The 16,011-nt window shown below is 40.9% G+C and carries 13 protein-coding genes; 6 read left to right on the top strand and 7 right to left on the bottom strand.

Annotation, left to right across the window (positions count from 1 at the left end; all coding sequences use genetic code 11):
- Positions 1 to 49: 49 nt before the first annotated feature.
- From hflC to mutL, 6 genes are all read right to left on the bottom strand, one after another.
- A complete protein-coding gene (gene hflC, locus A379_RS01785) occupies positions 50 to 907 on the bottom strand; it encodes a protease modulator HflC (protein ID WP_040725280.1) in 858 nt (285 codons plus the stop codon).
- Entirely contained in the window at positions 907 to 2,157 is a 1,251-nt protein-coding gene (gene hflK, locus A379_RS01790; RefSeq protein ID WP_040725281.1) for an FtsH protease activity modulator HflK, read from the bottom strand. The genes hflC and hflK overlap by 1 nt, the downstream gene beginning before the upstream one ends.
- 185 nt (positions 2,158 to 2,342) lie before the next feature.
- Positions 2,343 to 3,647 (bottom strand): ribosome rescue GTPase HflX, encoded by a 1,305-nt coding sequence (gene hflX, locus A379_RS01795; protein ID WP_040725282.1) that lies wholly within the window; start codon positions 3,645 to 3,647, stop codon positions 2,343 to 2,345.
- Positions 3,648 to 3,751: 104 nt separating this feature from the next.
- Positions 3,752 to 4,024, bottom strand: coding sequence for an RNA chaperone Hfq (gene hfq / locus A379_RS01800; RefSeq protein WP_198525642.1), 273 nt, complete (start codon positions 4,022 to 4,024; stop codon positions 3,752 to 3,754).
- Positions 4,025 to 4,259: 235 nt separating this feature from the next.
- Positions 4,260 to 5,219: a tRNA (adenosine(37)-N6)-dimethylallyltransferase MiaA gene (miaA, locus tag A379_RS01810; RefSeq protein WP_051144909.1), complete on the bottom strand. Its 960-nt coding sequence runs from the start codon at positions 5,217 to 5,219 to the stop codon at positions 4,260 to 4,262.
- A 56-nt stretch (positions 5,220 to 5,275) separates the two neighbouring features.
- The gene (gene mutL / locus A379_RS01815) at positions 5,276 to 7,192 is read right to left on the bottom strand and encodes a DNA mismatch repair endonuclease MutL (RefSeq protein ID WP_040725286.1); all 1,917 of its coding nucleotides are present in this window, start codon (positions 7,190 to 7,192) and stop codon (positions 5,276 to 5,278) included.
- Between the two features lie 382 nt (positions 7,193 to 7,574).
- Here mutL and apbC point away from each other — a divergent pair, with 382 nt between their 5' ends.
- Positions 7,575 to 8,699 carry an iron-sulfur cluster carrier protein ApbC gene (gene apbC, locus A379_RS01820; RefSeq protein WP_106381675.1) on the top strand — a complete coding sequence of 375 codons (1,125 nt, stop codon included), beginning with the start codon at positions 7,575 to 7,577 and terminating at the stop codon, positions 8,697 to 8,699.
- A gap of 46 nt (positions 8,700 to 8,745) precedes the next feature.
- On the opposite strand, the gene A379_RS01825 is transcribed toward apbC, so the two are convergent.
- Complete coding sequence (locus A379_RS01825) at positions 8,746 to 9,048, bottom strand: STAS domain-containing protein (RefSeq protein WP_040725289.1); 303 nt, start codon at positions 9,046 to 9,048, stop codon at positions 8,746 to 8,748.
- Positions 9,049 to 9,361: 313 nt separating this feature from the next.
- Between A379_RS01825 and metG the strand changes: the two genes are divergently transcribed.
- The 5 genes from metG to A379_RS01850 all read left to right on the top strand — a co-directional run bounded on the left by metG (position 9,362) and on the right by A379_RS01850 (position 16,011).
- Complete coding sequence (metG, locus tag A379_RS01830; protein WP_040725291.1) at positions 9,362 to 11,461, top strand: methionine--tRNA ligase; 2,100 nt, start codon at positions 9,362 to 9,364, stop codon at positions 11,459 to 11,461.
- 65 nt (positions 11,462 to 11,526) lie between these two features.
- On the top strand, positions 11,527 to 12,102 hold the full coding sequence (gene rsxA / locus A379_RS01835; RefSeq protein WP_040725293.1) for an electron transport complex subunit RsxA: 576 nt from the start codon (positions 11,527 to 11,529) through the stop codon (positions 12,100 to 12,102).
- A gap of 10 nt (positions 12,103 to 12,112) precedes the next feature.
- Positions 12,113 to 12,673: an electron transport complex subunit RsxB gene (gene rsxB / locus A379_RS01840; RefSeq protein WP_040725295.1), complete on the top strand. Its 561-nt coding sequence runs from the start codon at positions 12,113 to 12,115 to the stop codon at positions 12,671 to 12,673.
- On the top strand, positions 12,673 to 14,976 hold the full coding sequence (gene rsxC, locus A379_RS01845; RefSeq protein ID WP_040725297.1) for an electron transport complex subunit RsxC: 2,304 nt from the start codon (positions 12,673 to 12,675) through the stop codon (positions 14,974 to 14,976). The genes rsxB and rsxC overlap by 1 nt, the downstream gene beginning before the upstream one ends.
- Positions 14,977 to 16,011 carry an RnfABCDGE type electron transport complex subunit D gene (locus A379_RS01850; RefSeq protein ID WP_040725298.1) on the top strand — a complete coding sequence of 345 codons (1,035 nt, stop codon included), beginning with the start codon at positions 14,977 to 14,979 and terminating at the stop codon, positions 16,009 to 16,011.

A 16,011-nucleotide genomic window follows, 5' to 3' on the forward strand; every position in this document is an offset into this window, starting at 1 on the left:
ATAAAAAAGGTGGGTTACCCCACCTTATCTTTGTTTAGATTAAATCTTGCTATTTAGTTGACTGGTTAAAGTACTTGAAAAAATCAGACTTTGGATCAACCAACATCACATCAGACTTATCTTTAAATGAAGACTTATAAGCATTGATACTGTGATAAAACGCATAGAATTCAGCATCTTGATTATAGGCCTTAGCATAGATATCAGCGGCCGTTGCATCACCTTTACCACGTAAAACCTCAGCTTCACTGTATGCTTCAGCTAAAATAACAACACGTTGACGATCCGCATCGGCACGAATTTTTTCTGCCGCTTCCGCACCTTTTGAACGTAAATCTTTAGCAACTCTGTTACGTTCAGCTTCCATTCTACGATAAACAGAAGTACTGATATCTTGAGCTAAATCAATACGTTTAATACGAACATCTTCAATTTCAATACCAAATGATTTTGCTGCAGAAGCCGTTGTTTTTTCGATCTTTTCAGCGATCTCAACACGCTCACCAGAAATAACTTCTTTTACTGTTCGGTTACCAAACTCTGCACGTAAGCCATCTTTAACAATTTGACCTAAACGCATACCTGCTAAACGGTTATCACCATTCATAGTGGTATAGAATTTTTCAACATCCTTAATACGCCACTTAACAAAAGAGTCCACTTCTAAGTTTTTCTTTTCACTCGTTAAATAACGCTCTGGTGCAGAATCCAATGTCTGTAAACGTGAATCAAATTTGCGTACATTGTTAATAAAAGGCGTCTTAAAGTGTAAACCAGGCTCTACATCAGCCTTAACAATTTCACCTAAACGAAGAACAACCCCCGTTTCCCACTGATTAACAACGTAAACAGAACTACTAGCAACAAATAAAACTGCTGCCACAAAAATGGAAAGTAATGATTTCATTAACGTAGCTCCCTATTTCTTAAATACTCTCGAATACCCGTTCTTTGAGAAGTGTTATTATTCGCTGCTGGAGCTGCTGTTGTTGTGTTTTGTACTGGAACAGAGGCATTAGCTTCCATTTTAAATGGAACGGTATTTTGTCCACTCACCATTTTATCCAAAGGTAAGTACAACAAATTATTACCACTTTCAGTACCCACAAATACTTTACTTGTTGAACTTAACACCGTAGAAACAGCATCAATATATAAACGTTTACGGGTTACTTCTGGTGCTTTTTGATACTCATTCACAATACTGGTGAAACGAGCGGATTCACCTTTTGCTTGTGCAATAACTTGGTCATGATATGCACTTGCTTCTTCAAGTTCACGAGCCGCCTTACCACGTGCCTTTGGTAAGATATCGTTTGAGTAAGCTTCCGCTTCGTTAATCACACGCTCTCTATCTTCTCGCGCTTTCACAACATCAGCAAAGGCTGACTGAACCTGCTCAGGTGGTTGCGCATCTTGTAAGTTAACACTGGTAATAATCAAACCAGTTTTGTATGCATTTAAACGCTCTTGAGCCAACTCTTGAACACGGGCAACCACTTCGTTACGACCTTCAGTTAAAACAAAGTCCATAGTGCTTTGACCAACTACTTCACGTAATGCACTTTCTGTAACAGAACGTAATGTAAGGTCTGGATCTGTGACATCAAATAGGTAGTTATTGGCACTGACAACTTGATATTGAACGGCGATTTTTAAATCGACGATATTTTCATCTTTCGTCAACATCAGTGATTCATTCGGTACATCACCAGAACGATTTCTATTTTCTTGTGAAGCGCCTGAACGGTAACCTATTTCAGCTGTACGAATCTGATCAACGTTCACAATACGTACATTCTCAATTGGGTATGGGATGTGCCAATGCGGACCCGCTTTAGTTTCTTCAACAAAAGCACCAAATCGTGTTACAACACCACGTTCAGCTGGGTCAACGATATAAATACCTGACAATAACCAGACAACAACAATGACAGCAAAAATAACCGTACCGCCTATGCCGCCGATACCCCCACCATTATTGCCTAACTTGTTACCAGCACCACCTAAGATACTTTGGGCTTTTTTTAATAACTCGTCTAAGTCATCGTTATTTGGTTTTTTAGGTGGTTTTTTATCACCACCACCATTATTGCCAGAATTACCTGAGTTACCCCAAGGATCTTGTCCTGACTTACCTGGTTCGTTCCAAGCCATTTAACTCTTCTCCATGCTTTCACATTGGTTATGCAATATTTCAATTTATAAAATTAAGGCTCGTTACCAAAACGGGCTTTAATAAAAACCAAAAATTGCGATTTGTAATCCCGATATTTTAGAGAGTAACGCATCAAAAGTCACCTATTAAAATTTTTTATAGATGAGAAATTTTGATTATCACACTAAGATTCGGTTTTTCTAAGCTCTGCCTTTAGAAACTCAGGCCATTTTTTTATCGATTGCCACTCGGTTTCGGTTAATAGCATAGTAAATAAACTATTCCCCTCTTCATCAAAACCTTCTTCAAGAATCGTACCCAATTCATATAACTGTGCACGTTTTTTTCCTGCATGAACATCCAAAACCAAGTCAACCTTATGAAAGGCTCCTTTAAAGAAAGAGCCTACCGCCTCCATTAACAGCTCAACACCAAGTCCTTTTTGGGCAGAAATCCAAACACGACTGGCGACACCTTCTTCATCATAATCGATATGAGGCTCAACTTTTGGCTCCAACAAGTCAATTTTATTAAAAACGACCAATTGGGGAACTTCATCAGCGCCAACTTCACGGATAACGTCATACACATCATTCATTTTTTCTTCACGATGTATATCTGCCGCATCGACTAAATGGATTAATAAGCTGGCTTCACGCGTTTCTTCAAGTGTGGAACGAAATGCTGTGACTAGGTCATGAGGAATATGGCGAATAAACCCAACCGTATCCGCAAAAATCACTGGACCCGCACCTGGTAAATGCACTCTTCTCAAGGTTGAATCTAAAGTCGCAAACAAACGATCTTCAGCATAAACATTTGCCGTAGTCATATAGTTGAACAGAGTGGATTTGCCCGCATTGGTGTAACCCACAATTGTAATCGTTGGTAATTCAGAACGTTTACGTGAACGACGCCCTAAATCACGTTGTTTACGAACTTTTTCAATCTTAGATTCCAATTGTTTAATACGGCCTTGAACAAGACGTCTGTCCGACTCTAGCTGTGTTTCACCAGGCCCTCTTGCGCCAATCCCACCTTGTCTATCAAGGTGAGTCCAGCCTTTAACAAGACGAGTTGCCATACGCTTCAACTGAGCAAGCTCTACTTGCAATTTACCTTCATGCGAGCGTGCTCTTTGAGCAAAGATATCTAAAATTAAGCCAATACGGTCTAATACTTGGCAACCCACTAATTCGGATAAATTTCTCTCTTGCGCTGGCGTTAAGGCATGGTTAACAATAACCACATCCGCCTCATATAGTTCAACGGCTTGTTGAATCTCTTCGGCCTTGCCTTTACCAACAAAATATTTAGAATCGGGATGTTGACGTTTCGTCGTAAGAAGCGTGCCTATTTCAGCACCAGCAGAATCCACTAACTCGTAAAACTCATCAAGTTCTTCTCTGTCAGCTTCATTGTGAAAATCAACATGAACTAAAACAGCGCGTTCTAGTTCACGTCGTTCAAGTCGATCAAATAATTCCATTAACGCTCTCTAGAAGACCAGGTCATTTATCAAAGATGGGGACTTTATCAAATTTAAAGTCCATTAGAAAAGAGTTAATGGGATTAATAATAGAAATTTCAAGGTTAAGACTGACTCTCCACACTTTCTTTATCTTCAGAAGCCGTTTCATAAGGCTTTGGATCACGCATTGGAACAATCGTTGAAATGGCGTGTTTATAGACCATTTGAGTGACATTACTTCTTAATAAAACAACAAACTGGTCAAATGAATCAACCTTTCCTTGAAGCTTTACGCCATTAACCAAGTAGATAGAGACGCCAATACGCTCTTTTCTTAATGCGTTTAAATATGGGTCCTGAATTGGCAAAGCTTTAGCCACTTTCTTATTCTCCATGATGATTCCTATTTTTATTATTTTTTATAATTTTTATTTATTTGTTAACTTTACGAGTCCTTTTTCACAATATTTGGGCAATTTTAACCATTTCATTGCAAAAAAATCACTGACAAAAAGTCTAGCGAAAAGCATACCACAGCAACTGCTTTTCTTTTTATCAATTCGTTTTATTTATTGATAAAGCCCCTTAGTGAAAACTACGTATCTTATTGATCAAACATCAAGAAAAAACTTATTGAGTTTTTGATTCTAGGAGTTGTAAAACAGAATCAACCCTATCCGCAGAAGAGGTTTTATAGGGGTCAATTATTAATACATCTTCTTCTTTTCTTAGCCAGGTTAACTGTCTTTTAGCTAATTGCCGAGTCGCCACCAGACCTTTATAAATAAATTCCTCAAAGTCGTAATCGCCCTGCATAAACAACCAGGCCTGCCGATAACCAACACTTCGAATTGACGTCATATCTTCATTAAGATCTCCCCGCTCAAACAATGCTTTCACCTCTTGTAAAAAACCCTGCTCAACCATCTGCATAAAACGTTTTTCAATCTGTTTATGTAGCCTACTTCTATCTTCTGGAATAAGGGCAATTTTGATTAACTCAAATTCTGGCAAACCTTTCTTCGGCTCACCTCTAAACTCAGTCAAGGTTTTACCCGTAATCTCATACACCTCTATAGCACGAATCAGGCGCTGAGGATCATTTTTATGAATACGCTCAGCCGACTCAGGATCAATATCTAATAGTTTTTCATGCAGAAGCTCTGGCTTTTCGTACCACACCTTGAGCCATTTTTCTCTAATCGCTTCATTTGCCGATGGCAAATCTGACATCCCTTGCTGCAAGGCATTGAAGTACATCATCGTACCGCCAACCAAAACAGGTAAACGTTTACGAGCAAAAATCTCAAACACCAGTCGATTTACATCATCCACAAAATCAGAGGCCGAATAGGTTTCACTCGCATCGTGCGTATTAATCAAATGGTGTGGCACAGCATCCAACTCTTCTTGTGTTGGTTTAGCCGTACCAATATCCATATCTTTGTAAATCAATGCCGAATCCACACTGATAATTTCTATCGGTAGCTTTTCTGATAACAGCATAGATAACTGACTTTTACCTGAAGCGGTAGGCCCCATAATCGCAAGACACTGTTTATTTTTGATTAATTTTTCTACTAAATCCATCTAACCATTCTTTTATCTATTTCTTATGTAATACTCACAAGCCCAAATAAATCCGTTTATTGCCCACGCATAAATAGACTATCAAGCTGATCCATTGAGAGCTGTACCCATGTTGGACGACCATGATTGCATTGGTCAGACCTTTCAGTTACTTCCATCTCTCTTAAAAGCGCATTCATTTCTGCAATCGTTAATTGACGATTCGCTCGCACCGAGCCATGACAAGCCATAGTCGATAAAATATGATTGATACGCTCTTCCACTTGTTGCGTTTGACCTGCAACGGCTAAATCAGCAATCATGTCATTGACCAGGCCTGGTATATCACTTTTCATAAGCAAAACTGGCACAGCGGTCACCTTTAACTGTTCTGGCCCTAACACCTCCAAAACAAAACCGAGTTTTTCAAACAGCGACTCATACTCCTGCCAAACTGCTATTTGCGACTGCTCAAAGGTTAAAGCCATTGGCACTAATAAAGGTTGGCTAATTAAACGATCATTTTGCCATTGTTTCTTAAAACGCTCATATACAACACGCTCGTGAGCGGCGTGCATATCCACTAAAACCAAGCCATGTTGATTTTCAGATAAAATAAACACACCATGTAACTGAGCCTTAGCAAACCCCAGCATAGGCATATCTGTATCGCCTTCTGCAACATAACCACCTATCGGTTCTGCAACACCTAAATCTGCAATACCATTTCCTTGTCTACGCTGCTGAATCACATCGGCTAAATTGGCGTTATAGCTTCCGCCTTGAGTATTTTGAAAAGCGTGTGCTACAAACTCTTTTGAACTAGCGTTTTCACTAGGCGCTTGAAAAGACATGGACTCTTGAATAGCCGAATCTTGAGTCGCAAACCTAGAACGATTTAAATTATATGGCGTGAATGCAGAACCATTAGAACTGTTATACCCCAAACCAACCGAATTTAATGAAGCACCGCTGCCCGTTTCAGAGACCACAGGCTTAGCCACCGCCTCTCTAACACTTCTTCTTAAAAAGTCATAAACCCAACGACCATTGGCAAAACGCACTTCGTATTTTGCAGGATGAACATTCACATCGACCAAGTCATGCGGCATCTCAATAAAAATCAAATACGCAGGATGACGGCCATGATAAAGCACATCTGCATAAGCCTGTTTAACCGCATATGAAAGCAATCTATCTCTGACAATACGACCATTAACAAAAATATACTGCATATCGGTTTGACTACGATTAAAAGTAGGCAAACCCACCCAGCCCGACAATTTGATATCTTGGGTTTCAAATGCAATCGATAAGGACTGCTCAACAAAAGAAGAACCCATTAATTGAGTTAAGCGTTTTTGCAGAGTTGTTTCATCAGTAACTGCAAAAACTTGTCTAACCACTTTTTGATTATGCACAAGCTTAAAGCCAACATTAGGACGACTCAACATGACTCTTTTAACGAGCTGGTCAATTTGGGAAAATTCCGTTTTAGCCGCCCTTAAAAACTTCTTCCGTGCTGGCGTATTGAAAAACAAATCACTGACTGACACGCGTGTTCCAATCGTACCTGCTGAAGGTTGCGCATCACTCCAATTGCCCTCGCCTTCAGAATAGAGCTTCCAAGCTGCGGACTCATCTTGATGACGACTGACTATCTCAAACCGTGAAACCGAACTAATACTCGCTAAAGCTTCACCGCGAAAACCCAAAGTCGCCACACAAGCTAAATCAGTACCGTTTTTTATCTTACTAGTGGCATGTCTGCTCACCGCTAACAAAAGCTCTTCTTTAGGAATCCCAGAGCCATTATCAACAATAACAATCGATTTTTCACCACCTTCCTCAATCATAATATCAATGTGTGTTGCACCAGAATCCAACGCATTTTCGAGCAATTCCTTAACAACAGAAGCAGGCCGTTCAACCACCTCTCCAGCGGCTATTTGGTCGGCAAGATAACTAGGAAGTTGTTCAATAGATTGTCGCATTAAGATAAAAACCTTATGATTGACTCACCACACAGCGAATTAGATACTCGTTAAAGACATCTCTAAACGTATGTAGCCATTTTAAAAATTCGAAAAATTATAACACTAAATATAGTGACGATTCTTGACTAAACCCTTTTAAAGTAAGCCTATACCACGAACAAAACAAAGACGTAAATCGACCATTCTTTAAACCCAAGTCAATATAGCTTGGTTTAATTGCAAAACACTTTACCAGGCCTGGTAACTTAACATCCCAGCCACTTAAAACAAGTTAAGCCATAGAACCCTTATAGTTAGTCGTTTTTTTATCATGCGAAGAACTGTTAAAATAACACACACTTTCAATCATCCACTCCATTTATGGCAAAAGGTTCAACACATGGGCATACTTAACTCCCTTTTCGGCAACGGCATATCAGAAACGTTACAAGAGCAGATTACGCAAAAACTTAAAGCTTGCACCGACCCAATTTCTAAACAAAGCCTGGAGGCATTAAAAGCCATTAGTGAACTGCAACTTAAAAAAGGCACTTTAACCCTGAAGATTTCAATGCCTTATCCTTGCAAAAGTCTCTGGCCAAGCATTGAACAAAGTGTGCAACATGAAATTTTACAGATTGAAGAAATTGAAAAAGTTAACATAAGCTTTGAAACCAAAGTGGTTTCCCATGACGCCCAAAAAGGTGTTTCTCCACTTCCAAACATCAAGAACATTATTGCAATCGCGTCGGGTAAAGGCGGTGTGGGTAAATCAACCACCTCTGTCAATCTTGCTCTCGCCCTTCAGCAAGAAGGGGCAAATGTTGGACTATTAGATGCCGACATCTATGGCCCTAGTATTCCGACCATGTTAAACATCAAAGAAAAACCACAATCTATTGATGGTAAAAGCATGCAGCCACTACCTGCTTATGGCCTGCAAGTTATGTCTATTGGTGCACTGATTGAAGAAGACTCACCTATGATTTGGCGTGGTCCAATCGTCACACAAACCCTAACGCAACTATTAAAAGAGACCAACTGGGATGATCTTGACTATTTAGTCATTGACCTACCACCAGGCACGGGCGATGTGCAATTGACTCTTTCACAGCAAATACCCGTTACAGGTGCGGTAATTGTTACCACCCCTCAACAAGTGTCACTTATTGATGCTAAAAAAGGGCTAAAAATGTTTGAAAAGGTAGAAATTCCCGTATTAGGCATTATTGAAAACATGAGTACACATATTTGCAGCAACTGCGGACATGAAGAAGCGATTTTTGGCGCTCATGGTGGTGAAAATATGGCTAAAGAGTATAAAGTCGATTTTCTAGGCGCTTTACCATTAGATAAACGAATCAGAGAAGAAGCGGATAACGGTAAACCTACTGTAACGGCAGAACCTTTAAGCGAAATCGCACAGAAATACCGACACATGGCTCACAAAATTAGCGCACAAATCGGCATTCAAAAGCGTAACTACGCCAATGTATTTCCAAACATTGTCATTCAAAACACATAAAGCACAAATTTTGCGATTTAAATAAAAAAATAAAACTTAAAAGGCGTTAGCTAAAATCAAATAACTGGTTAAATTGGGCTATTTCTAATATTTTCAAAGCTGTTCCGCTAACATTGGTTAGCAGAACGCGCTTTTTATCCCCTTGAACCTGCTCCCTCAACAATAACAACATCCCTAATGCCGAGCTGTCCATATACTGTGTTTCGGAAAAATCAATTTCATAACGATTATCATCCGACTTAAACTTTTCGCAAATCGACTTAAACTCTTCATACTGACTGACATCAAAACTACAAGGCAACACCATAATAATCAAGTTATCTTTTTGTTTAGTAACAATATTTTTCATTTCATATCTTCTTGCACATTAATCAAACTATTTTTGCGATGAAACCAAGCATAACCGAGACCACGATTTAAAAATAGTAGCCAAATTACTAAGTCGATTTTATTTCCTGGTAACACAATAAATCACCAGCCATTTAATAAAAAGTATCCATACAAAATCAACAAAAAACTCTATAATATCGAGCTAATTTTATAATTTACTTATTTTGATTCTAACGCACTGTACGTTTTTTTGATAAAGCCATGCAAAACGCATGTTTGTGCTTTTCTAAAATCAGCGATATAACAAACAAATGAACTGGAAAAAAACACCGATGTCAGATTCTTTAACGACCCCAAGAAAAATATTAATCACAAGTGCACTACCTTACGCAAATGGTCCAATCCATTTAGGGCATCTTGTTGAATATATTCAAACGGACATCTGGTCACGTTTCCAAAAAATGCGTGGAAATGAGTGTACTTATGTATGTGCCGACGATGCACACGGCACACCGATTATGCTTAGAGCACAAGCAGAAGGCATTACCCCTGAAGAGCTCATTGCCAAATCTTCTGAAGAACACCAAGCGGATTTTGCTGGGTTTAATATCGCCTTTGACCATTATCACAGTACTAACTCACCTGAAAACAAAGAGTTTGCCGAATACATTTATAACCAATTAAATGCCAAAGGTTATATCTCTCGCAAAACCATCACACAGTCTTACGACCCTGAAAAAGAGATGTTTTTGCCAGACCGTTTTGTAAAAGGCACCTGCCCAAAGTGTAAAGCCGAAGACCAATACGGTGATAACTGTGAAGTGTGTGGTGCGACTTACAGCCCAACCGATTTAATTAATCCAAAATCAGCCGTTTCGGGTGCCACACCAATAGAAAAAGAGACCGACCACCTCTTTTTTGAACTGGGGCAGTTTGAAGAAATGCTTAAAGAGTGGACGCATGCTGGGCATCTGCAAACTCAAATTGCCAATAAACTAGACGAGTGGTTAGAAACAGGTTTACGCGGTTGGGATATCTCACGTGATGCACCCTACTTTGGTTTTGAAATCCCAGGTGAAACCAATAAATTTTTCTATGTTTGGCTAGATGCGCCTATTGGCTATATGTCGAGCTTTAAGGCCTATTGTGATAAATCTGGCTTAAATTTTGATGAGTACTGGAAACAAGATTCAAAAGCAGAGCTTTACCACTTTATTGGTAAAGACATCATTAACTTCCACGCCCTATTTTGGCCTGCGATGTTATCGGGTGCTGGCTTTAGAACCCCAAATGCCGTTTTTGCTCATGGCTTCTTAACGGTTGATGGCCAAAAGATGTCTAAATCTCGTGGCACGTTCATTATGGCTAAAACGTATTTAGAGCATTTAAATCCAGAATATCTTCGTTATTACTATGCCGCTAAACTCAGTGGTCGTATTGATGATATTGATCTTAACCTAGAAGACTTTGCCCAACGAGTAAACTCTGACTTAGTGGGTAAAGTGGTTAATATTGCCAGCCGTTGTGCAGGCTTTGTGGTCAAGAAATTTGACGGCAAATTAGCCACGGCATGGTCCACAGAAGCAAATGTTTTATATCAATCTTTTGCAGAAAAATCTGAAGAGATTGCCGATTTGTATGAGCAACGTGAATACGGTCATGCTATGCGTGAAATCATGGCGTTAGCCGATAAAGCGAATGAATACATCGCTGAAACCGCACCTTGGGTATTAGCCAAAGAGGAAGGTAAAGAAGCTGAACTACATGAATCAGTAAGTGTTGGCATTAACCTTTTCCGTGTGTTAATGAGTTATTTAGCGCCTGTTATTCCTGAAACGGCTGACAAAGCTAAAGCCTTTTTAAACCTTGAAACGTGGAACTGGAACGATGTTAAAACACCTTTAATGGGGCATGAGATTACCAAGTTTAAGGCCTTATTAACGCGTTTAGAAATGCCCGCTATTGAAAAAATGATTGAAGCGTCTGCTGAGTCTTTAACCAACAGCTCTTCTGTTCCCGATGGTAAAAAAGGGGATAAAAAAGGCGATAATAAAGCCAAACAGCCTGCTGAATCTAAGGCAGAAGCGGTGATTGAACCGATTGCAGAACAAATCACCATTGACGACTTTGCTAAAATTGATTTACGCATTGCCAAAATCGTCAATGCAGAAGCCGTGCCAGAGGCAAAAAAACTCTTAAAGCTGACGTTAGATATTGGCTCTGAACAGCGTCAAGTCTTTGCGGGTATTAAGTCGGCTTACGAACCAGAAGATTTAATTGGCAAGTTAACTGTTATGGTGGCCAACCTTGCACCACGTCAAATGCGTTTTGGTCTTTCGGAAGGCATGGTATTAGCCGCTGGGCCAGGTGGCAGTGATCTGTTTGTACTTTCTCCAGATGAAGGCGCACAACCAGGCATGAGAGTTAAATAAAGACGGTTTTACCAGGCCTGGTAAATTACTAGAGAGCTTTGCAAAGCTCTAGACAAGGAAAACGAATGCAAGAATATGTCCTCATTCTAATTAGCACGGTTTTAGTCAACAACTTTGTTTTAGTGAAGTTTTTAGGCTTATGCCCGTTTATGGGTGTCTCTAAAAAGACCGATGCGGCGTTAGGAATGGGATTAGCCACCACATTTGTATTAACCCTTAGCTCCGTTTTGAGTTACATTATTTTTACCTATTTACTTCAACCTTTTGGTTTGGAGTATTTACAGACTATCGCTTTTATTCTCGCCATTGCCGCTGTGGTTGGTTTTACCGAGATGGCGATTCACAAAACCAGCCCCGCACTTTATCAAGTGTTAGGTATCTATCTACCATTGATTACCACCAACTGTGCGGTATTAGGTGTTGCTCTATTAAATGTGGGCGAAAATAATGACTTTATCGCCTCTGCCGTTTACGGCTTTGGTGCCGCCGTTGGTTTCACGTTAGTAATGGTGCTATTTGCCTCCATTCGTGAGCGTGTTGATGTTGCCGATGTACCAGGCCCTTTTAAAGGTGCGCCCATTGCCTTAATTACCGCTGGCTTAATGTCGATGGCCTTTATGGGCTTTGGCGGATTGGTATAAAGGACATTTAATGTTAGAAGCCATTTTCATCTTTTTAGGTCTAGCCATTCTATTTGGCTTATTGCTCGGCTATGCGTCCGTTAAATTTAAAGTTGAAGGCAACCCCGTTGCTGAACAGGTTGATAAAATCCTTCCACAAACCCAATGCGGTCAATGTGGTTTTCCAGGTTGCAAACCCTATGCTGAGGCCTTAGCTAAAGGTGAAACCGAGGTAAATCTCTGTATTCCTGGTGGCCATGAGGTAATGATTCAAATCTCTGAAATCACAGGGTTAGAACCCAAAGAGATGGAGGCCGAAGAAGAGGCAGACAAACCTAAAGAAGTGGCAAAAATCAATGAAGACCTTTGCATAGGTTGTGTTTTATGCATTAAAGAGTGCCCTGTTGATGCAATATTAGGTGCGACCAAACTAATGCACACTGTGATTGAAAAAGAGTGTACGGGCTGCGAGAAATGTGTACCAGTTTGCCCCGTTGACTGTATTGATATGGTTCCAGAACCGATTTCTACCCGTAACTGGAAATGGCCTGAACCTCAACCCAACACAAATCAATCTGAGGGTGAAAAGTAATGTCTATTTTTGCTCAAATTATTCAGGTTATTGCCCCGATTTATCCGCAAGCGAAACGTTGGTTACACTCTTTTAATGGTGGCGTTTTTCCAGCATACAATAAAGAACTCTCCTCCCGCCAACCTATTAGAGAAATGATTATTCCAGATCGTTTAATCATGCCTCTGCAACAACAGGTTGGGCTTCCTGCTGAACTGCTCGTCAAAGTTGGCGATAAAGTCAAAAAGAATCAACTCATCGCTCGCTCGTCTAAGGATGCAACTAAGGCATTGGTTGTGCCGATTCACGCCCCAACTTCAGGCGTTATTACCGCAATCGAAAACGTCACACTTCCACATCCTTCAGGACTGGAAGATATTGCAATTGTTATTCAACCCGACCAACTTGATACCACCATCGAGAATGCTCTTAAAGTCTCTGGAAAACATCCTGATTCACCACAACAACTTAAAGATATTCTATTAAATGCTGGGATTATTGGTATGGGCGGTGCTGGCTTTCCAACCTATGCCAAAGTCCCAGCCGAAAAGGGTAAAATTCATACTCTAATGATAAATGGGGCAGAGTGTGAACCCTTTATCACCTGTGATGATCTGCTTATGCAAACCGAGGCTGAATCGATTATTCAAGGGGCGTTAATTACCGCCAACGCACTAGGTTCTACTAAAATACTTTGCGGTATTGAAAGCAATAAACCGAGTGCCATCAAAGCGATGCAAGCCGCTGCAAAAAATACCCTTGTAGAAATTATTGAAGTGCAAAGTGTTTACCCAATGGGTGGACAAAAACAGCTTACCCAAGAGCTTACAGGGATAGAGATGCCTCACAAAGCACATGCTGTCGATATTGGCATGTTGATGATGAATGTAGCCACCTTCTCGGCTATATACAAAGCGGTAACATTTGGAGAGCCTTTAACCTCCCGTTTAGTGAGTGTAACAGGTTTAGGTTTAAACCAACCTTTCAATATCCGAGCTTTAATTGGCACCCCTTTTGAAGAGTTAGCTAAGGCCGCCGAACCCAAGTCTGCACTTAATTACCCCTTAGTGATGGGTGGGCCAATGATGGGCTTTGCAGTTAAATCCAATAATGTTCCTGTACTGAAAACCACCAACTGTATTTTGGCCAATCCACCAGAACCCACTGAAATGCAAATGCCTTGTATTCGTTGCGGTGAATGTATGGATGCCTGCCCTATCAATCTTCTGCCACAGCAGATGTATTGGCACAGTCAAGCGCATGAATTTGATAAGGTTGAGAAACTCAATGTATTTGATTGCATTGAGTGTGGCTGTTGCAGCTATGTTTGCCCAAGTCATATTCCGTTGGTTCAGTATTATAGAAATGCCAAATCAGAAATTAAAGAGATTCATGCTGAAGAAAAAGCGGTTGAACTCGCCAAACAGCGTCACGAATTTAAACTCGCCCGTATTGAGCGTGAAAAGCAAGAACGTGAAGCACGCTTAAAAGCCAAAAAAGAAGCGGTTAAAAACCAAGCTCAAACAGACGCTAAACCGACGGATGATAAACCAGTCAGCAAACCTAAAGCTTCTGCCGCTGCCGCTGCAGCAGCGGCTAAAGCAGCGGCTGCCAAACGTGCCACAGCCAAAAACAATTCTGCACAATCATCGAGAGATGAAGAGAATATTCCACCCGCACGCAGAAAAGCGATTGAAGCGGCCAAACTCGCAGCCGAAAAAGCGGATGGCGCTAAAAACCCTAAAGATGCCGCCAAAAATTCCGCTATGGCCGCCGCTAAAAAACGCGCCCAAGACAAAGCCAGTGCAAAAGCTGCAACTAAAGCGACTGCTACTGAAAACACCTCAGAAACAGTAGAATCGAGCAGTAACACCTCTGATAACAGCGCAAACCATAATGAAGCTAAAAAAGCCGCAAAGGCTGCCGCAATGGCGGCTGCTAAAAAACGTGCTCTAGCCAAAAAAGAGCAAGCTACCGCACACCCCGAAACCACCTCAATCGAAAAGCCAAATACACTCGAAAGCGATGAGCAGGCCATCGATTTAACAGAAGCCACACAAGAAACCGCTGCTTCCAAAAAAGAATTGGCTCGTAAAGCGGCTATGCAAGCCGCACGTGCAGCGGCTAAAAAACGTGCTCGTTCAACAAAAGAGAAGAGCTCAGACGCGGTTCAAACTGCAACCGAAGAAGGCGCAACCAAAGAAGCCACCGCAGAAGATAAAAAACGTCAAGCGATGGCTCTTGCTAAAAAGAGAGCCGCTGAACGTGCCGCAAAAAAACAGGCTGAAAAACTCAACCAAAAAAACTCTGAGGAGCATAAATAAGTGAATTCTAACCACCTCAGTTCATCGCCTTTTACGCATAACAATCAAAATGTGCGTAAGGTCATGTTACAAGTTCAGATAGCGGCATTTCCAGCCCTATTAACCCATATCTACCTGTTTGGCTTTGGAATCGTTGTGCAGTGGATGTTAGCCGTAGCCACGATGCTGGTGGTTGAGTATGTTATGTTGCGTTTACGTGGCAGACCTATTATGCCTTTTATGACCGATATGAGTGCCTTGATTACCATAACGGGTTTGGTATTCTGCATTCCTCCCGAAGCACCTTGGTGGATTATTGTCTCAGGGAGTGCCTTTGCGTTAATCTTTGGTAAACACCTCTATGGTGGTCTAGGCTATAACCCATTTAACCCTGCCATGCTCGGTTATGCCTTCTTATTGATTTCTTTCCCGATTCAAATGACTCAATGGACACTCCCTGTGAGTTTGAGTGGCCATGTTCTGACCTTTTGGGAATCGGTTCATTATATTTTTACAGGTCAGATACCAGGCCTGTCAATTGACGCCTTAACAGGGGCAACCCCTTTAAATGAAGTCAGAACGGGATTATCACAAGGCAAAACACTGATTGATTCTTTAAGCTCAGAAGCCACCAATAACTTATTTGGGCTAACCAGTTGGGGTTGGGTCAACGTTGCCTTTATGGTAGGTGGTGTTTGGATGATGATTACTCGGACCATTAGCTGGCAATTTCCAGTTGGTTTTTTAGGCACTTTGGCATTAATGAGTTTTGTTTTTAACCAAATTGATCCAACAATCTATCCACCCGTAAGTTTTACCCTGTTAAGTGGTGGAACCATGCTAGCAGCCTTCTTTATTATTACCGACCCAGTGACCGCAAGCACAACCCCACGTGGTAAATTAATTTACGCTTGCGGTATTGGTGTATTGGTCTATGTCATCCGTAATTGGGGTGCGTTTCCAGATGGAATTGCCTTTGCCATTTTATTAATGAATATTGCCGTGCCACTGATTGACCAATACACCCAGCCTCGTGTCTTTGGTCACAAGCGTTAG

This window comes from Thiomicrorhabdus sp. Kp2 (assembly GCF_000478585.1).
In the GTDB taxonomy this organism is placed as follows: Bacteria; Pseudomonadota; Gammaproteobacteria; order Thiomicrospirales; family Thiomicrospiraceae; genus Thiomicrorhabdus.